This is a genomic window from Mycolicibacterium austroafricanum (genome assembly GCF_000612725.1).
GTDB lineage: Bacteria > Actinomycetota > Actinomycetes > Mycobacteriales > Mycobacteriaceae > Mycobacterium > Mycobacterium austroafricanum.
On the sequence record NZ_HG964450.1, the window covers coordinates 1 to 17,980 of the forward strand.

16 protein-coding genes and 1 pseudogene are annotated in these 17,980 nt (G+C 67.9%); 14 read left to right on the plus strand and 3 right to left on the minus strand.

From position 1 onward, the window contains the following. The 4 genes and pseudogenes from BN976_RS33700 to dosR all read left to right on the plus strand — a co-directional run. A pseudogene (locus tag BN976_RS33700) lies at positions 1–650 on the plus strand (hypothetical protein); the annotation flags it as partial. A gap of 679 nt (positions 651–1,329) precedes the next feature. Then, a complete protein-coding gene (locus tag BN976_RS00015; RefSeq protein WP_036366908.1) occupies positions 1,330–2,325 on the plus strand; it encodes an Acg family FMN-binding oxidoreductase in 996 nt (331 codons plus the stop codon). Beyond that, positions 2,319–3,134 (plus strand): universal stress protein, encoded by an 816-nt coding sequence (locus BN976_RS00020; RefSeq protein WP_036366911.1) that lies wholly within the window; start codon positions 2,319–2,321, stop codon positions 3,132–3,134. Before BN976_RS00015 ends, BN976_RS00020 begins: the two co-directional genes overlap by 7 nt. A gap of 36 nt (positions 3,135–3,170) precedes the next feature. Continuing rightward, positions 3,171–3,821: a hypoxia response regulator transcription factor DosR/DevR gene (gene dosR / locus BN976_RS00025; RefSeq protein WP_011779768.1), complete on the plus strand. Its 651-nt coding sequence runs from the start codon at positions 3,171–3,173 to the stop codon at positions 3,819–3,821. A gap of 17 nt (positions 3,822–3,838) precedes the next feature. Here the strand turns inward: dosR and BN976_RS00030 are convergent, their stop codons facing one another. Together BN976_RS00030 and BN976_RS00035 are read right to left on the minus strand one after the other, a co-directional pair. Next, complete coding sequence (locus BN976_RS00030; protein WP_011779767.1) at positions 3,839–4,831, minus strand: Acg family FMN-binding oxidoreductase; 993 nt, start codon at positions 4,829–4,831, stop codon at positions 3,839–3,841. 96 nt (positions 4,832–4,927) lie between these two features. Beyond that, positions 4,928–6,574 (minus strand): glycoside hydrolase family 13 protein, encoded by a 1,647-nt coding sequence (locus BN976_RS00035; protein ID WP_036366918.1) that lies wholly within the window; start codon positions 6,572–6,574, stop codon positions 4,928–4,930. Positions 6,575–6,694: 120 nt separating this feature from the next. Here BN976_RS00035 and BN976_RS00040 point away from each other — a divergent pair, with 120 nt between their 5' ends. The 10 genes from BN976_RS00040 to BN976_RS00085 all read left to right on the plus strand — a co-directional run bounded on the left by BN976_RS00040 (position 6,695) and on the right by BN976_RS00085 (position 16,540). After that, positions 6,695–7,720 carry a LacI family DNA-binding transcriptional regulator gene (locus BN976_RS00040; RefSeq protein WP_011779765.1) on the plus strand — a complete coding sequence of 342 codons (1,026 nt, stop codon included), beginning with the start codon at positions 6,695–6,697 and terminating at the stop codon, positions 7,718–7,720. Between the two features lie 63 nt (positions 7,721–7,783). Next, positions 7,784–9,136: an extracellular solute-binding protein gene (locus BN976_RS00045; protein ID WP_234935524.1), complete on the plus strand. Its 1,353-nt coding sequence runs from the start codon at positions 7,784–7,786 to the stop codon at positions 9,134–9,136. Then, positions 9,133–10,065 (plus strand): carbohydrate ABC transporter permease, encoded by a 933-nt coding sequence (locus BN976_RS00050; RefSeq protein WP_011779763.1) that lies wholly within the window; start codon positions 9,133–9,135, stop codon positions 10,063–10,065. The genes BN976_RS00045 and BN976_RS00050 overlap by 4 nt, the downstream gene beginning before the upstream one ends. After that, the gene (locus BN976_RS00055; protein WP_036366923.1) at positions 10,062–10,889 is read left to right on the plus strand and encodes a carbohydrate ABC transporter permease; all 828 of its coding nucleotides are present in this window, start codon (positions 10,062–10,064) and stop codon (positions 10,887–10,889) included. Before BN976_RS00050 ends, BN976_RS00055 begins: the two co-directional genes overlap by 4 nt. A gap of 4 nt (positions 10,890–10,893) precedes the next feature. After that, positions 10,894–12,093, plus strand: a complete 1,200-nt coding sequence (locus BN976_RS00060; RefSeq protein ID WP_036366925.1) for an ABC transporter ATP-binding protein — start codon at positions 10,894–10,896, stop codon at positions 12,091–12,093. Between the two features lie 18 nt (positions 12,094–12,111). Continuing rightward, the gene (locus tag BN976_RS00065; RefSeq protein ID WP_036366928.1) at positions 12,112–13,374 is read left to right on the plus strand and encodes a DUF4032 domain-containing protein; all 1,263 of its coding nucleotides are present in this window, start codon (positions 12,112–12,114) and stop codon (positions 13,372–13,374) included. Positions 13,375–13,489: 115 nt separating this feature from the next. After that, positions 13,490–13,894, plus strand: coding sequence for a TOBE domain-containing protein (locus tag BN976_RS00070; protein ID WP_036366931.1), 405 nt, complete (start codon positions 13,490–13,492; stop codon positions 13,892–13,894). Next, entirely contained in the window at positions 13,891–14,658 is a 768-nt protein-coding gene (gene modA, locus BN976_RS00075; RefSeq protein ID WP_036366934.1) for a molybdate ABC transporter substrate-binding protein, read from the plus strand. The genes BN976_RS00070 and modA overlap by 4 nt, the downstream gene beginning before the upstream one ends. Then, on the plus strand, positions 14,655–15,464 hold the full coding sequence (locus tag BN976_RS00080; RefSeq protein WP_011779757.1) for an ABC transporter permease: 810 nt from the start codon (positions 14,655–14,657) through the stop codon (positions 15,462–15,464). Before modA ends, BN976_RS00080 begins: the two co-directional genes overlap by 4 nt. Then, positions 15,461–16,540, plus strand: coding sequence for a sulfate/molybdate ABC transporter ATP-binding protein (locus tag BN976_RS00085; protein WP_011779756.1), 1,080 nt, complete (start codon positions 15,461–15,463; stop codon positions 16,538–16,540). The genes BN976_RS00080 and BN976_RS00085 overlap by 4 nt, the downstream gene beginning before the upstream one ends. 21 nt (positions 16,541–16,561) lie before the next feature. Here the strand turns inward: BN976_RS00085 and BN976_RS00090 are convergent, their stop codons facing one another. Next, positions 16,562–17,791 carry a PE-PPE domain-containing protein gene (locus BN976_RS00090; RefSeq protein ID WP_011779755.1) on the minus strand — a complete coding sequence of 410 codons (1,230 nt, stop codon included), beginning with the start codon at positions 17,789–17,791 and terminating at the stop codon, positions 16,562–16,564. Between the last annotated feature and the right edge of the window lie 189 nt (positions 17,792–17,980).

The window sequence follows — 17,980 nt, forward strand, 5'->3', positions numbered from 1 at the left end:
GAGGCGGCACCGCCCCGGCCTCACCGAAGATCGGTGCGCCCGGCGGCGCAGGAGACGGCGGCGCCACCACACCAGCCGGCATTGCCGCGGGCCCGCCGGGAATCGGAGGAGCCGGCGGCGTCACCACACCGGCGGGCACCGCTGCGGGTCCACCGGGAACCGGAGGCAGCGGAGGCAGCGCCGCCCCGCCGTCGCCGATGACGGGGACGCCCGGAACTGGAGGCGACGGCGGCGCCACGTTGGCCACCGGGGTGCCTGCCGGGGCGCCCGGCACCGGTGGCAGCGGCGGAGTGCCACCACCGATCGGGGTCCCCGCGGGGACTCCCGGAACGGGCGGCGCAGGCGGGGTCGCGCCCGCTGCCGGCCTGACCGTGGATCCGGGGGGCGTGGGCGGAACCGGCGGTGTCCCAACCCCGGTCGTTGTCGACGCCGGCGTCCCGGGTGTCGGCGGAACAGGCGGGGTGGCACCCGAGGACGGCCGGACCACCGAACCAGGCGGGGTCGGCGGCACCGGCGGTGTTCCGACCGACGACGAGCTGCTGGCGGGCGGCCGCACGACCGGCGGAGCGGGCTGCCCCGGGTTGGTGAACGACCGCGCCGTTTCGGTCAGCGCCTGGGGGATGTCGCCCGGACGGGAGATCACCTGCTGAAGAATGCCCACGCAGGGCACGCCGCCCCGGGTGGGGGTCGCGTTTGCGGAGGGGCCCAGCAGCGGGGCGCTCAAGAACAATCCCGCGCTGCCCATCATGACAACGACGATGCTCTTTTTCGTCCGTGACATGTGCTCCCAGTCCTTCTGCGTTCGTGCCGCGCGAATTACATCCGCGTAGTTACTGGGCTTACTCAACCGACAATTTGAGAAATCACCGCCGCGACAGAACCGGCGTTATCCAACCGTTGTGAAGGAGTGGCGTTCCCGTCACAGACGAGACCGGTGAGCTGCGTTGCCGGCCGCCTGTCGAACCGCCAGCTTCGCCGTGATCGGCCAGCGCCGCGTCGAGGACCGACAACGGGCCGACGTACTGCAGCGAGGCGCGGAGCCCCGAGCCAGTAGACGCCGCCACCGCCTCGTCGCTGCCGCAACCGGGTGACGTCCGAGGAACTGCCGCGCGGGCCGGAGATCGTCGTGCGGATGTCCTGGACGACCTCCTGCAGATCGTCCACGCACCGCGAAAGCCGTTGCCGCACTTCAGCTGGGTCGGTGCGTGCGACGGCCACCAACGGTGCACCACAGTGCCCGCGAATCCGCGCTGCGGATGAGGACCATTGACCCTGTCAGCCGAACGCTGCGGCGAGCACTGTTGTTGGTGAACCGAATGGAGGGCCGGGATGCCTGCGACACGAATTCGGATCGAGGCGATAGTCGACGCACTGCAGTTGGCCTGCCGGGCACCGTCGCTTCACAACAGCCAACCGTGGCGGTGGGTGGTCGTCGACCACAGGCTGGATCTGTACGTCGACCCTGCGCGCGTGATCCGCTCCGCCGACGCCACCGGGCGCCAGGCGTTGCTGAGCTGCGGTGCCGCGCTCGACCATTTCCGGGTGGCGATGACCGCCGCCGGCTGGAACACCTCGGTCCGGCGATTTCCCGATTCGGCCGATCCGCATCACCTGGCCACCATCGAGTTCGCGGCCGCAGGCGAGGTCTCATATGAGCAGAAGCGACGCGCCGATGCGATCCTGTTGCGTCACAGCGATCGTCTTCCGCTGGCGGCGCCGCCGGACTGGGAGCGGCTGACCGACACATTGACCAGCGCCGCCGGACGCGGTCCCGCGCAACTGCACGTCGTCGCCGAAGACCTGCGCAGCCCATTGGCCGAAGTCTCTCGCCTGGCCGAGGCGATGCGCCTCTACGATGCTCGCTACCATGCTGAATTACATTGGTGGACAGCTAGTTTCGCTGAACGCGAAGGAATTCCGCGCAGTGCGCTGATCACGGCGACCGAAAGCGAACGGGTGGACATCGGACGGTCGTTTCCGGTCACCGCGTCGCCGGAACGCCGCGGCCACCTCGACGAGGACCGCGCCGGCGTGCTGGTGCTGTCCACAGTGGACGACTCCCGCGAGAGCGTATTACGTTGTGGTGAAGCGTTGTCGGCCGTCCTTTTGGATGCCACTATGGCGGGAATGTCGACCTGCACCGTCACCCATGTCACCGAAGTGCCCGAAGGGCGCGACGTCCTCGCTTCTTTGATCGGTGGCACGGCGATCCCCCAGGCCCTCGTGCGGGTGGGGTTGGCCCCGGCGATGGACGCCACCCCGCCGCCGACGCCCCGCCGGCCGGTCCGGGAAGTGCTCGAGATACGCGGAGGTGCAGCATGTTAGAACCGAGCGCGTGCATCGTGGTCGGTATCGACGGGTCGCCGGCTGGTGTCGACGCCGCGCTGTGGGCGATCGAGCAAGCTGTCGACCACGACATGCCGCTGCGGTTGGTGTATGTGGTCGACGCCGGCGAGCATGGCACCGTCGATCCGCACGACCAGGCGCGCAGTATCGCCACCGCAGAGGTGGCCCTGCGCTACGCACTGGCCGCGGTGGAGTCGGTCGAGCGGCCGGTCAAGATCGAGGTGGAGATCCTGCAGGGCAGACCGGTTCAGACGCTGCTTGAGGCGGCCCGGTCCGCGGCGATGCTGTGCATCGGGGCCCGGGGACTCAAGCACTCCACCCAGGGCCGGATCGGGTCGACCGCGGTGGCACTCGCGACGTCGGCACTCTGCCCGGTCGCAATCGTGCGCTCGCACCGTCCCCACCGCAGGGACCGTGCCGTGGTCATCGAGTTCACCGACGGCGCCGTGATGCAGCGCGGTCTCGCCGAAGCGAAGCGACGGCGGGTACCTGCGCGGGTGCTGATCCCGGCACGGACGCACCCAGACGCCAGATCGCACGCCTCGGCCGCATGGGAGCGCAGGCTCGCCGAGTGGCAACGCAGTTACCCCGACGTCGAGATCGTCCCGGTCAGCGAACGCATCGACACTCTGGACTATCTGGCGGCGCATGGGGGCGACGTGCAACTGGTGGTCGCGGGCCGCAACCGGCCCGGCGGCGTGGCTGCTCTCGTCGGACCTCCCGGCAACGCCGCCCTTCGCGACACCGATTGTTCGATACTGGTGTGTGAACCGCACAACGTACTGTGATCGGGTGCCGACCCGTTGGGGGGATAACGTCGCAACATGGTGAAGGTTTTCCTGGTAGACGACCACGAAGTGGTCCGGCGCGGACTGATCGACCTGCTCAGCAGTGACCCCGAACTCGACGTGGTCGGCGAGGCGGGATCCGTTGCCGAGGCGCTGGCGCGCATCCCTGCGCTACAGCCCGACGTCGCGGTACTCGACGTCCGCCTGCCCGACGGCAACGGCATCGAGTTGTGTCGGGACCTGCTCTCCCGGCTTCCCGACCTGCGCTGCCTGATGTTGACCTCATTCACCTCCGACGAGGCGATGCTCGACGCGATCCTCGCCGGCGCCAGCGGCTACGTGGTGAAGGACATCAAGGGGATGGAACTGGCCCAGGCCATCAAAGACGTCGGGTCGGGCCGCTCCCTGCTCGACAACCGGGCCGCCGCGGCGCTGATGGCCCGGCTGCGCGGTGAGGGTGAGCGCACCGACCCGCTGTCCGGCCTGACCGAACAGGAGCGCGTGCTGCTCGGCCTGCTCGGTGAGGGCCTGACCAACAAGCAGATCGCGGCCCGGATGTTCCTCGCCGAGAAGACGGTCAAGAACTACGTGTCCCGGCTACTGGCCAAGTTGGGCATGGAGCGCCGCACCCAGGCCGCGGTGTTCGTGTCCAAGCTCGAGCGCCACCATCGGCCGGACGGCGAATAGCGGCAACCAGGCGCCCTTCACGCGATGGGCGACCCGTCAAGGTGGGCAATGACTTCAGTCACGTCACGGCGTGGGGTCGCGGGCAGCGGGTCTGCGTTGACCGGTGCCCATCCCACCCGCAACAGCATCTGCGGATGTCCGTCGGTGCCGAACACGTCACGACGGACCGCCTCGCGGGTGTCGGCGATCTCCAGCGGCTCGGTGATGGGGCAGCACGCCAGCCCGAGCGCCGTTGCGGTCAACAGCACGATGCTGGTCGCCTCTCCCGCCCGCAGCCAGGACAATCGGTCGTCCTCGACCGTGCCGAGTGCCAGCACCGCCGCGTTGTCGTCGGCCGGCTCGGTGTTCGGGGTCTGCGGTAGCACACCACCGGCGAAGGCTCGCAACGGAATCGGTCCGGTGCCGTCGCCGTCGGGCACATTGCGGGCGGGAACTCCGGCCGTCGACGCGTACCGGCCGCTCCAGGTGGCCAGCTCGGCCAGGTAACCCTGGTCGGACTGGTGCTGGAACGCGGCCTCGTTCACCAAGCGTTTGAGGGCGTCCAGGTCGTCGACGCGGCGCAGCATCACCCCCGCGCGGGCAGCCCGGGCGCCCATCAGGGCGATGTCCCCCCGCGGCACCGGCCATGGGCTGTAGTGGCGACGGTCCGTGCGGCGCCGCGGGATCGCGGCGGCCAGGGTGATGTCGAGCTCCGCCGCTGGGTAGCGATGCACCTGGATCGCTGCGACGTGATTCGGATCAGCCGGGTTGGGAAACCTGTGCACCTTCGACTGCCAACCCAGCGCCGCCAGCGCCACCACACAGTGGTTGAGCGCCGTTCCGCAGCTGAGCATGAAGTCCCGGGCGTCCGGGTCGATGTGCGGCAGCAACAGATCGGGGTTGGCGAACAGGTGCAGACTGTGGTCGCCCACCCGCCACTGCCATGGTTGTGAGTTGTGCACTGACGGCGCACGATTCGCCAGCGACAACGCCGACCGCAGGGTCACGCTGTCCGGAAAGTTCGTGGTCATCGCCTCGTGTCCCCTTCAGGTGTGGTCGTCCTCCCTCCAAGGATTGCTCCGCGCGTGACCCCGAGGTCAGAGCATAAAGACCTCTTCTGCCGGGAACTACCGCAACCACACCGCGGTGTCCGGCGGCAGCATGCCGTCGACCCCGGGCTCCGAGGCCAGCACCACCGCCGCTCCGGCCGGCAGCGGCACGCCGGCGTCGCCGGTGTTGACCCAGCACTGCGCTCCCCCGCGCTCGAACGCCGCGATGTCGGACGCCACCTCAAGCCACTTGACGTCCCCGGTGTCACGCCACATCGTCGGGCGGAGTTCCAGGGCGGAGCGGTACAGGTTCAGCGTCGAACCCGGATCGCGCTCCTGCGCTTCCACGCTGTGCTCGGCCCAGTGCTCGGGCTGCGGCAACCACGTCACCGCTGCGGGGTGTGCCGCGAATCCGTAGGGCACCGACGTTTCGGTCCAGGGCAACGGGATCCGACACCCGTCCCGACCGACGTCGGTGAATCCGGACTGCACCCACGTCGGGTCCTGACGCGCCTCGTCGGGCAGATCCTCGACCTCCTCGAGGCCGAGTTCCTCACCCTGGTAGACGTAGGCCGTTCCCGGTAACGCGAGCTGCACGAGCGCCGCGGCGCGGGCACGCCTGCGCCCGAGGGCATGGTCGGGCCGTTCGTCCTCCCAACGGCCCCGCTCCCAGTCCGTCTCGATCAGGTGGGCGGGCTGCGAGCGGGAGAACCTTGTCACGGTGCGGGTGACGTCGTGGTTGGACAGCACCCAGGTGGGCGGCGCGCCGACCGACGCGGCCGAATCGATCGCGTCGTCGATGACCTCGCGCAGCATCTGCGCACGCCACGGGGTGCGCAGGAAGTCGAACTGGAACGCGGTGTGCAGTTCGTCGGGCCGCAGGTAGCGGGCCAGCCGGGCGTTGCTGGACACCCACGCCTCTGCGATGAAGATCCGCTCGGGCGCGTAGCGGTCGGCCACCGCCCGCCAGCCGCGGTATATGTCGTGCACGCCGTCCTGATCCCAGGCGGGGTGGCGGCTTTGGACCTGCAGGAGGGTGTGCGGCTCCGCATCGACGCCCGCCCCGTCGGGCAGGCCCGCCGCTTTGACCAGCCCGTGCGCCACGTCGATGCGGAAACCGTCGACACCACGGTCGAACCAGAACGCCAGGATGTCCTCGAACTCCGCACGGACCTCGTCGTTCTCCCAGTTCAGGTCCGGTTGGCCGGGAGCGAACAGATGCAGATACCACTGGCCTTCCAGCGGACCACGGTCCACCCGCGTCCACGCCGGGCCCCCGAAGACGCTCTGCCAGTCGTTGGGCGGCAGCTCACCGTCGGCACCCCGCCCAGCCAGGAAGTGGTAGCGCCGCCGGGCGCCGGGCTCGCCGGCGAGGGCGGCACGGAACCACGCGTGCTGGTCGGACGTGTGATTGGGGACGATGTCGAGGATCACCCGGATTCCGAGAGCGTGCGCCTCCGCGATCAGCGCCCGCGCATCCTCGAGGGTGCCGTAGGCCGGCTCGATGTCGCGGTAGTCGGCTACGTCGTACCCCGCGTCGGCCATCGGCGACGGATACCACGGGTTGATCCACATGGCATCCACACCGAGCCGCGCCAGATACGGCAGCCTGGCCCGCAGACCCGCGATGTCGCCGACGCCGTCGCCGTTTCCATCAGCGAAGCTGCGGATGTAGACCTGGTAGACGACGGCGGTCTGCCACCAGGGCGACTCTTCGGGGGCCACGGGCGAACTCCTCCACACGGTGCGTAAACGTTTTCTCACTCAGATTCCCGCGGGAGCACCATATTGTCAATCTGTATTGTCCATACGTAAATAGTTACGTTCAGATAGTGTTGCGACCTGATGATTCCGAAGCAGACCGTCAACATGACCGACGTCGCGCGACGCTCGGGCGTCTCGATCGCCTCGGTGTCCCGTGCCCTGCGCGGCGAGTCCGGGGTTTCTGCCGCCACCCGCGACCGCATTCTGTCGGCGGCGCGCGAGCTCGCCTACGTGGTGTCGCCGGAGGCCTCACGGTTGTCGGGCGGCCCCACCGGCCGCGTCGGGGTCATCGTGCCCCGGGTGGATGCGTGGTTCTACTCGACGATCCTGGCGGGCATCGCCGACGAATTCGACACCGTCGGTATGGATCTGATCTTGTGCACGCTTCCGACATCGGCGGCCCGTCACCGGTTCTTCGAAGCACTTCCGTTGCGTCGCAAGGTCGACGCGGCGGTCGTGGTCTCCCTCCCTCTGTCCGCGCGGGAGCGCACCCGGCTCGATCAACTCGCGGTGCCGACCGTGTTCGTCGGGGGCCACCGCACCGAAGACCACCGGCCGTGGGTCGGCATCGACGACGAGCGCGCCGCCCAGCAGGCCGTCGGCCATCTGCTGCGGATCGGCCATCACGACATCGCGATGATCCAGGCCGCCGACGACACCGACATCCCGTGGGCGACCGATCAGGCCCGGATCCGCGGATTTCACCAGACGATGCAGGAGGCCGGTCTCGCGGACCCGACTGTGGTCACGGTGAAGTGGAGTGTCGACGGTGGCTCACACGGAATGGAGACGCTACTCAGCCGCTCCCGGCCGCCGACCGCGGTGTTCTGCCACTCCGACGAGATCGCGCTCGGCGCGCTGCGCACCCTGCGTCGATCAGGAATATCTGTACCACAACAGGTTTCGGTGATCGGTGTCGACGACCATCCCGCCGCCGAACTCAGCGATCTGACGACGGTCGCCCAGCCGGTTCGCGAACAGGGTCGGATCGCCGCCCGGGTGGTGCTCGGAGGGCTCGGCGACGGGGATGCGTCCGGACCGCCGGCATCGGTCACCACGCTGCCGACCCGCCTGGTGGTCCGCGGATCCACCGCCCCGCCGCGCTGAGACCGCTGCCCCACCAGCGCTGTGAGGTGTGACACACTCTCACACGTACCGAATGTGCTGCCCGTGGCCCTCATCGGAGACCACAACTTCATAGACGAGGACGTGATGAAACGAAATCAGTTCGCCCGCGGGCGACGACGTCGTGCGATCGCACTGGCCACCGCGCCTCTGATCGCGGCGTCGTTGTTGTCCGGGTGCGGCAGTCAGGGCGGTCCCCCGACGCTGACGTGGTACATCCTTCCCGACAACGGAGGCTCCGTGGCCCGCGCGGAGCAATGCGCCGAGGCCTCCAACGGCGCCTACCAGGTCCGGATCGAATCGTTGCCGAGCACCGCGACCGCCCAACGCGAGCAGATGGTGCGCCGCCTCGCCGCAGGCGATTCGTCGATCGACCTGGTCAGCATGGATGTGGTGTTCACCGCCGAGTTCGCCAACGCCGGCTTCCTGCGCCCGTACACCGAGGAGGAGACCAGCCGGCTCACCGCAGGCATGCTCCCGGCGCCGGTCGAGACCGGCATGTGGGAGGACACGCTTTACGGAGCGCCCTACAAGTCCAACACCCAGTTGCTGTGGTACCGCAAGTCTCATGCCGCCGCTGCGGGCGTGGACCCCGCCAGTCCGACGTTCACGTGGGACGAGATGCTCAAAGCCGCTGAGCAACAACAGAAGAAGATTGCCGTCCAGGCGCAGCGCTACGAGGGTTACACGGTGTGGATCAACGCACTGGTGCTCTCGGGCGGTGGCGAGTTGCTTCAGGACGTGGAGGCCGGCCGCAACGCCAAACCCTCCATGGCCACCCCGCCCGGCGAGAAGGCCGCCGAGATCGTCGGCAACCTGGGCCGGTCCAGCGCGGCGCCGACCGACCTGTCCAACGCCTCGGAAGAGCAGGCACGCGCCAACTTCCAATCCGATCAGGGCATGTTCATGGTCAACTGGCCCTACGTGCTGGCGGCGGCCCGCAGCGCCGCCGAAGAGGGCACCTTGCCGCAGGCGGTCGTCGACGACATCGGTTGGGCGCGCTACCCGAGGGTCTCGCCGGACCGGCCCAGTGCGCCGCCGCTGGGTGGTGCGAACCTCGGCATCGGCGCCTACACCAAACATCCGGACCAGGCCGTCGCGCTGGTGGAGTGCATCAACGCAGAGCCCAAGGCCACCCAGTACATGCTCGACGAGAGTGAGCCCTCGCCGTACGCCGCGTCGTACGACAATCCTGAGATCCGGGAGACCTACGAGAATGCCGACCTGATCCGGGAGTCCATCGGAGAAGGCGGCCCCCGTCCGCCGACCCCGTTCTATACCGACATCTCGGGCGCCATCCAGCAGACCTGGCACCCACCCGCCTCGGTCAACGCTGAAACCCCGGAAAGGACAGATCAATTCATGGCCGACGTGCTGGCGGGGAGGCGGCTGCTGTGACCGCACTTCACGAAGCCCCCATCCAGAAGGACCCCGGCACACCGGCGGTCAGCGAACGGGCCCGCGGCGAACGCCGGCTCGGGATCTACCTGACCCTGCCGTCGTATGTGGTGATGCTCCTCGTCACCGCCTACCCGCTGGGCTACGCACTGGTGTTGTCGCTGTACAACTTCCGGTTGACCGACCCTGAGGGCCGCAGCTTCGTCGGGCTGAGCAACTACCTCGTCATCCTCACCGACCCGCTGTGGTGGAACGACTTCGTCACCACGCTGGCGATCACGGTCGTCACGGTTGCCATCGAGTTGGTGCTCGGATTCTGGTTCGCGTTCGTGATGCTGCGCATCGTCCGGGGCCGCGGGCCGTTGCGCACCGCGATCCTGATCCCCTACGGCATCGTCACGGTGGTGTCGGCGTTCATCTGGCGCTACGCATTCGCCATCGACTCGGGTTTCGTCAACCAGTGGCTGAACCTCACCGAGTTCGACTGGTTCGGCGACCGGTGGTCGGCAATCTTCGTCATCTGCCTCTCCGAGATCTGGAAGACCACTCCGTTCATCTCGCTGCTTCTGCTGGCCGGTCTGGTGCAGGTTCCCGAGGACATGCAGGAGGCCGCCAAGGTCGACGGTGCCACCGCATGGCAGCGGCTGTGGAAGATCACGTTGCCGAACATGAAGGCCGCGATCATGGTCGCCCTGCTGTTCCGCACACTCGACGCGTGGCGAATCTTCGACAACCCCTACGTGATGACCGCGGGTGCCAACAATACCGAGACGATCTCGTTCCTGGCCTACCGGCAGAACGTCACACTGGTGAATCTCGGTATGGGATCGGCGGTCTCGGTTCTGCTGTTCCTATCGGTCGTCGGCATCGCCTGGATATTCATCAAGGTCTTCAAAACCGACCTCTCGCAAGTCAGGGGTGACCAGTGACCAAGAACACCAAGTGGTGGACGATCGCCGGCATCGTCATCGTCATCTACAGCTTCGTGCCGATGCTGTGGATGATCAGCCTGGCGTTCAAACCGCCGTCGGACATCGTCTCGGGGAAGCCGTCCTTCCTGCCGAGTTCGATCACCTTCGACAACTTCGCGCAGATCTTCAGCCAACCGTTGTTCACCCGGGCGCTGATCAACTCGATCGGCATCGCGGTCATCGCCACGGTGATCTCGGTGATCATCGCGATGTTCGCCGCGTACGCCATTGCCCGCCTGGAGTTCCCCGGCAAGAAGCTGCTGCTGTCGCTGGCGTTGGGCATCGCGATGTTCCCGCAGGCCGCGCTGGTGGGGCCGCTGTTCGACATGTGGCGCGGACTGGGGATCTACGACACCTGGCTCGGTCTGATCATCCCGTATCTGACGTTTGCGCTGCCGCTGTCGATCTGGACGATGTCGGCGTTCTTCCGCCAGATCCCCTGGGAGATGGAGCATGCCGCACAGGTCGACGGCGCCACGCAATGGCAGGCGTTCCGCAAGGTGATCGTCCCGCTGGCCGCGCCGGGGGTGTTCACCACCGCGATCCTGACGTTCTTCTTCTGCTGGAACGACTTCCTGTTCGCGATCTCGCTGACGTCCACCGACAGTGCCCGCACGGTGCCTGCCGCACTGGCGTTCTTCCAGGGGGCCTCGTACTTCGAATCCCCCGTCCCCTACATCATGGCCGCGTCGGTGATCGTGACGATCCCCGTCGTGATCCTGGTTCTCATCTTCCAGCGGCGCATCGTCGCCGGTCTTACTTCCGGAGCAGTGAAGGGATAGCCCCATGGCAGCAATCACGATGCGCAATATCGTCAAGAAGTACGGTGACGGCTATCCGGCGGTCAACGATGTGAGCCTGGACATCGCCGACGGCGAGTTCATGATCCTCGTCGGCCCTTCGGGCTGCGGTAAGTCGACCCTGTTGCGGATGATCGTCGGCCTGGAGGACATCACGTCGGGCGAGATGCTGATCGGTGACAAGCGGGTCAACGACTTGGCCCCGCGCGACCGCAACCTGGCGATGGTGTTCCAGAACTACGCGCTGTACCCGCACCTGACGGTGTTCGAGAACATCGCGTTCCCGCTTCGGTTGGCCGGCAAGCTCTCCGACGAGGAGATCCGCCAGCGCGTCAACGAGGCGGCCAAGACGCTGGAACTCGGCGAGCATCTCGACCGCAAGCCGGCCAACCTCTCCGGTGGTCAGCGCCAGCGCGTGGCGATGGGACGCGCCATCGTGCGCGAGGCCGACGCGTTCCTGTTCGACGAGCCGCTGAGCAACCTCGACGCCAAACTGCGCGGCCAGATGCGCACCGAGATCCTGCGGCTGCAGCGCAAACTGGGCGTCACCACCGTCTACGTCACGCATGACCAGACCGAGGCGATGACCCTCGGTGACCGGGTCGCCGTGTTGAAAAAGGGTTTACTGCAACAGGTTGCCAGCCCGCGCGAGCTCTACGACCAACCGGTGAACCTGTTCGTCGCCGGCTTCATCGGATCGCCCCCGATGAACTTCGTCCCTGCCCGCGTGAAGGGCAGTGAGATCGAGCTGCCGTTCACGACGATCCCGCTGCGCGACGAGTGGCGCGGCGCGGTGGAGGACGGCAAGCTCTACATCGCCGGGATCCGGCCCGGCGCCTTCGAGGACGCCGAGTTCGTCGACAGCGACAAGGCCTCGCGCGGTGTCACTTTCGACGTCACTATCGATGTCACCGAGTGGCTGGGCAATGAGCAGTACGCGTTCGTGCCGTTCGAGGCCTCTGCCGAGATCTCGAAGCAGTTGGCCGAGCTGGCCAGCGAGCTGGACAGCGAGCAGCTGCGCCACCAGATCTGCGTCGAGCTCGATCCGCTGAGTCGGGTGCGTTCCGGCGACAAGGCCACCCTGTGGCTGGACGCCGAGCGCATACACCTGTTCGATCCGCATTCCGGTGACAACCTCACGCGCGCAACCGAGTCCACAGGCCGGCACGCTGCGACCACCGGCTGAGCCGGGGCCGCTCCGGCGATGGCCGCTCCCGAACTGCGGCTGCGGGCCCCGTGCCCGGGACTGATCGCGCTGCCGTGGGAACGGCCGCTCGCCGACTGGACGGCGCCCGAGGTCCCGCTGCGCGTCATCGCGGTGGGCCCCAGTCGGCACCTGGTGAGGTTCGTCGAGTCCGACGGTGAGTTGTGGGCGCTCAAGGAGCTGCCACCGCGGATCGCCGGCCGCGAGTACGGCGTGCTCAGTCGGCTCGAGCAGATGGGACTCAACGCGGTCCGCCCGGCCGGGCTGGTGTTCCAGTCCGACTTCGACGCCGCGATCCTGCTGACCCGCTACCTCGTCGGCTCGTGGCAGTACCGGCGCCTGTTCATGCGGCTGCCACCCGATGCCCCCAAGCACCGGGCACGGCTGTTCGACGCGATGGCCACGCTGCTGGTGGAACTGCACCGGCACGGGGTGTTCTGGGGTGACTGCTCGCTGGCCAACACACTGTTCTCCAGAGACGGCCAGGTACTGCAGGCATTCCTGGTCGATGCCGAAACCAGCGAAATCCACCCTGCGCTGTCCGAGGGGCAGCGCACCCACGACATCGACATCACCGTGGAGAACGTGGCGGCGGGTCTGCTCGACCTGGCGGCCAAACTCGAAAGACCAGACCTGGAACCAGGTTTCATTGCCGAGGCCGTGGGCATCAGGGAACGCTACGAACAGTTGTGGGAACTACTGCACGCCGAACCGACCTTCGGTTTCGCCGACCGCTACCGGGTCGAGGGGACGATCCGCAAGCTCAACGAGCTCGGCTTCGCCGTCGACGAGGTGTCCCTGCAGCCCGTCAGCTCCGGGACGGACGAGCTCCGGCTGCATGTCGCGGTGGGTGACCGCAGGTATCACGCGACCCAGCTGCGTCGGCTGACCGGGATGGACGTCGGCGAAGGGCAGGCCCGTATCCTGCTCGGCGACCTGCAGGCCTATCAGAGCCAGTTGTGTCGCGAAGCCGGCCACGACGTCGACGACAGCACCGCCGCCCAGTTGTGGGTGATGGAGGTGGCCACACCCACCATGCACCGCGCGTACGCGGCCGTGGGCGGCACCGGGACCCCCATCCAGGCGTACTGCGATCTGCTGGAGGTCCGGTGGCTGCTCTCCGAGCAGACCGGGCACGACGTGGGCACCGAGCGCGCGCTGCAGGCGTTGACCCGCAAGGTCGTGCCGTCCGAATCGGCCGCACAGCTGATGGTCGTTGAGGATCCCACCGAGCCGTTCTCGGTACTCGACGAGGACGACTAGCCTCCACAGGCATACCGCAACTACGTGCATATTCTACGGATTGATCCGCGAGCATGATTGGATAGGTCATATTGCTCCGCATCCGCGGAATGACCCGATCTGCCGTGGAGGGGTTGTGCCCGACATCCGCATCAAGGACGCCGCGATCCTGCTCGGCGTCAGCGACGACACCGTGCGTCGTTGGATCGACAGCGGCAGCCTGCCTTCCTACAAGGACGACGCGGGCCGCAAAGTCATCGACGGCAGGGCGCTCGCCGACTTCGCCCGTGACCACGCCTCGCCGCCGCCGGACCCGTCGGGTGTCGGCAGTTCGGCGCGCAACCGGCTCGTCGGTCTGGTCACCAAGGTGACCGCCGACCGGGTGATGAGCGAGGTACAGATGCAGTGCGGCCCGTTCACCGTCGTCTCGCTGATGAGCACCGAATCCGTCCGGCAACTCGGCCTGGAACCGGGTGTCGTCGCGGTCGCGGTGGTGAAGGCGACGACCGTGATCGTCGAGACGCCGGCCGGAGTCTCATGAGGTCGACGCTCGGCTTGGCCTCGGCGCTGAGCGTGGCGGTACTCGTGGCGGGATGCTCTTCCTCACGAACCGATTGGGGCGCAACCCCGAACGGCACTGTCAATGTGTTCGCCGCCTCGTCGCTGAAGAAGACGTTCACCGAACTCGGAGCGCGGTTCGAGAAGGACCATCCTGGAACAGAAGTCACGTTCAACTTCGCGGGATCCGCCGATCTCGTCGCCCAGCTCTCGCAGGGTGCGCCCGCCGATGTCTTCGCCTCCGCCGACACCAGGAACATGACCAAGGCCGTCGACGGTGGTCTCGTCGCGGGGCAGCCCGCTGACTTCGCCTCCAACACGCTGACCATCGTCACCCCGCCCGGAAATCCCCGGGGCATCACGTCTTTCGGCGATCTCACCAGGCCGGGGACGCAGGTCGTGGTGTGCGCGCCGCAGGTGCCGTGCGGGTCGGCCGCCGAGCGGGTCGAGGAAGCCGCCGGCGCGACGCTGACCCCGGTGAGCGAGGAGTCCGCCGTCGCCGATGTGCTCGGCAAGGTCACCTCCGGGCAGGCCGACGCGGGTCTGGTCTATGTCACCGACGCCGTCGCCGCCGGTGACCGTGTCACCGAGATCGCTTTCCCCGAATCTGGTGTCGCCGCGAACACCTATCCGATCGCCGCGCTGGCCGGGTCGCGGAATCCGGACGCCGCACAACAGTTCATGGCACTGGTCACCGGCCCGCAGGGGCGCGAGGTGCTGTCCGCGGCGGGCTTCGGCCCCCCATGACCGTGCGGCGGACGGGTGGGACGATCCAGGTCGGGCTGCCGGTCTGGGTCTATCTTCCGGCGGCGCTCGGCGCATTGTTCGTCATCACGCCGCTGCTTGCGGTTCTTCTGCGGATCGACTGGCCGAACTTCCTGCCGCTGATCACCTCCGAATCCTCGCGCACCGCACTGCTTCTGAGTCTGAAGACGGCAACCGCCAGCACCGTGGTGTGCGTGCTGCTGGGAGTTCCGATGGCCCTGGTGCTGGCTCGTGCACGGTTCGCGGGCCAATCGGTGCTGCGTGCCCTCGTGCTGCTTCCTCTCGTGCTGCCTCCGGTCGTCGCCGGCATCGCGTTGTTGTACACCTTCGGCAGGCAGGGCCTGCTCGGCCAGCACCTCGAGGTGCTCGGTCTCCGGGTCGCCTTCTCCACCACCGCGGTGGTGCTGGCGCAGTCGTTCGTGTCGCTGCCCTTCCTGGTGGTGAGTCTCGAAGGTGCGCTGCGCTCGGCGGGGTCGGGGTACGAGAACGTCGCGGCCACGCTCGGCGCCAAGCCGACGACGGTGTTGCGGACCGTGACGCTGCCGCTGGTGCTGCCCGGCCTGGTGTCGGGCGCGGTGCTGGCGTTCGCGCGCTCGCTCGGCGAGTTCGGTGCGACACTGACCTTCGCCGGCTCGTTGCAGGGCGTGACCAGAACACTGCCGCTGGAAATCTATCTGCAGCGGGAAACCGACGCCGACGCCGCGGTGGCGCTGTCGCTGCTGCTGATCGTCCTCGCCGCCGGGATCGTGATCGCCACGACGGGTCGCAGGTGGACAGGGTCGCCGTGAGCAGCGTCCATGTGCAGACACGTCTACATCAGCGCGCTGTCGAGTTCGACGTGGAAGTCGACGAGGGCGAGGTGCTGGCCGTGCTCGGCCCCAACGGCGCAGGCAAGTCCACGCTGCTGATGCTGATCGCCGGCCTGCTGCGTCCGGACGTCGGGCGTATCGAACTCGGTGACGCGGTGGTCACCGACACGGCAACGGGGACATTCGTACCGGCGCATGCGCGTCGCGTCGCGATGCTCAGCCAGCAGGCGATGTTGTTCCCGCACATGACCGTGGCGGCCAACGTCGCCTATGCGCCCCGATGCAGGGGCGAGTCGCGTAAGACGGCGCGTGCCACGGCGCGGCGATGGCTGACCGCCGTCGGAGCGGACGAGCTGGCCGACCGGCGGCCGGCGCAACTGTCGGGCGGTCAGGCGCAGCGGGTGGCGGTCGCCCGCGCCCTGGCCGCCGAGCCACATCTGCTGTTGCTCGATGAACCGATGGCCGCGCTCGACGTCACCACGGCGCCTGCGCTGCGCCGGCTGCTCCGCGAGGTCCTGCGGGACAGCGGCCGCACGGCGATCGTCGTCACTCACGACCTGCTCGACGCGCTGGCCCTCGCCGACAAGGTGGTGGTCGTCGACAACGGCCGGATCGTCGAGAGCGGACCGGCGCGCGATGTGTTGACGGCGCCGCGCAGTGACTTCGCCGCCCGCATCGCCGGGGTCAACCTCGTCGCGGGCACCGTCGTGGAGTCCGGCGTCGTGCGCACCTCGTGGGGCTCCGTCATCTCGGGGGCGGGCGACGTCGCAACGGGCGCGCGGGCCGTCGCATTGTTCCAGCCCGCGGCGGTCGCCGTTCACCTCTCCCCACCACACGGCAGCCCACGCAACGTGATCGCGGTGACCATCGCCGGGATCGACGTGCACGGTGCGGGCGTGCGGGTGCGCGGCACCGATCAGCCGGACGGCGCGACGGGCCTGGCCGCCGACATCACCGCCGCAGCAGCCGCCGACCTGGATCTGGCCCCGGGGCAGACCGTGCACTTCGTGGTGAAAGCCCAGGAAGTGCAGGTGCACCCGGCGTCGGCGCGATGACCCCTGGCTTGCTCGGCCCCGTCAATCTGACGGACCGGAATCTTCCGCTGCGGTGTCGGCGGCACTCTCACGGGGCTCGGCATCGTTCTGTGTGACGGTGTCGTCGGACTCGCTGTCCGGTTCCGTCGCTTCGCGGTCAACGTCCTCCGTCGACCTGGTCTCGTCACCGGGAGCCTCGGCGTCGTCGGCCGTGACGTCGCGATCTTCGGCCGTCGCTTCCGACACTTCCGCGTGATCCGCGGAGGTGCCCGTCGGGGCCGCACCGTCCCCTTCGGACGCCTCGACCTCGTCCTGCGTGTCCTGCGGGGTGACAGTGTCCTCGACGTCGTCGGGAACCTCGTTGGTCAGGGTGCGCAGCGCGGTACGGACCGGATCGTTGCGGCTGTAGCCCCGGTCGACAGTGGCTTTCAACTCGGCTTCCCGGGGCGCAAGTGAAGGGTTGAGCAGGACGAGCGGGAGCCGCTGGGCGGGAACAAGATAACGGGTCGTGGTGCCGCCCAGGAGGTTCTGCGTGACCGTGACGTTCTCGTCGGGCACCTGCGACAGATCGGCGAACATGGCCAGTATGTGCCGGACCGCCGCTCCGGCCAGTGCGTTCGCGACCGCCGTCAGGTTCCACCAGCGATCCGGAAAATCGGCCAGACCGTCATACTCACCGGTGACTTCCACAGTGTCGTAAGGGGTTTGGGGCGCGCGCCGGTACGTGTAGTCGTATACCGGGTTGTACCGCTCGGTGTCGTCGATGATCTGCTGACGGCTGGAGTCCGCCACGACGACGAAGTTGATCTCGTCCGCTTCCGGATTCTCCTCACCGTCGCTCTGCCATTCCCTCAGTACCTCGGTGACCACCAGCGACCCCGCCGACAGTCCGACGACGGTGACCCGTTCACCCTCAAGCAGATTGCCATCCGCATCGCGCTCGAGACGGCCGAGCGCGGCGTCGATGTCGGCGTTGAGATTGGCGGTCCCGATCTCGATCGAATCGCCGAGCGTCATGTCGGCGGCTCCGGTGTACGGCCGCGCCTGCGCCGGCCAACTGACCGCCCTGCGTTGGTCGTAATCGCGCAGGGCGCCCCCGAGAAGCTCGGACATCACGACGTCGTGCAGAGTGGGCGTGCCGATTCCTCCGATGACCAACGCGGTGCTGACACCCCACCCCGGCGTGGCAGTCGCCATCGCCAGCCCCGCGGTCACCGCGGCCGCCGCACAGGTGACCGCGCTCCTCCGTACCTTGCCTGTGGTTCTACGCATTCGGAACTCCCCCGCTGCTCGAAAATAAAACGGCGTCGCCGTCGACTTGCGTCCAGAATGTGCAGGGCGGAAATCAACCAAACTTACAATTTCATGTTGGCAATTCATGCAAAGGCTGTCGGCGTTGCCACCAGCGACGTGCAGGTGCGGGTGATGATTGGCAAACCGGGTCGACCACCATCTGCGCGA

Bases quoted from the DNA above. Each gene is read 5' to 3' on its own strand.
- BN976_RS00080 (WP_011779757.1), top strand. From the start codon at position 14,655: ATGACCGTGCGGCGGACGGGTGGGACGATCCAGGTCGGGCTGCCGGTC.
- dosR (WP_011779768.1), top strand. From the start codon at position 3,171: ATGGTGAAGGTTTTCCTGGTAGACGACCACGAAGTGGTCCGGCGCGGA.
- BN976_RS00090 (WP_011779755.1), bottom strand. From the start codon at position 17,791: ATGCGTAGAACCACAGGCAAGGTACGGAGGAGCGCGGTCACCTGTGCG.
- BN976_RS00020 (WP_036366911.1), top strand. From the start codon at position 2,319: ATGTTAGAACCGAGCGCGTGCATCGTGGTCGGTATCGACGGGTCGCCG.
- BN976_RS00040 (WP_011779765.1), top strand. From the start codon at position 6,695: ATGATTCCGAAGCAGACCGTCAACATGACCGACGTCGCGCGACGCTCG.
- modA (WP_036366934.1), top strand. From the start codon at position 13,891: ATGAGGTCGACGCTCGGCTTGGCCTCGGCGCTGAGCGTGGCGGTACTC.
- BN976_RS00015 (WP_036366908.1), top strand. From the start codon at position 1,330: ATGCCTGCGACACGAATTCGGATCGAGGCGATAGTCGACGCACTGCAG.
- BN976_RS00060 (WP_036366925.1), top strand. From the start codon at position 10,894: ATGGCAGCAATCACGATGCGCAATATCGTCAAGAAGTACGGTGACGGC.
- BN976_RS00065 (WP_036366928.1), top strand. From the start codon at position 12,112: ATGGCCGCTCCCGAACTGCGGCTGCGGGCCCCGTGCCCGGGACTGATC.
- BN976_RS00030 (WP_011779767.1), bottom strand. From the start codon at position 4,831: ATGACCACGAACTTTCCGGACAGCGTGACCCTGCGGTCGGCGTTGTCG.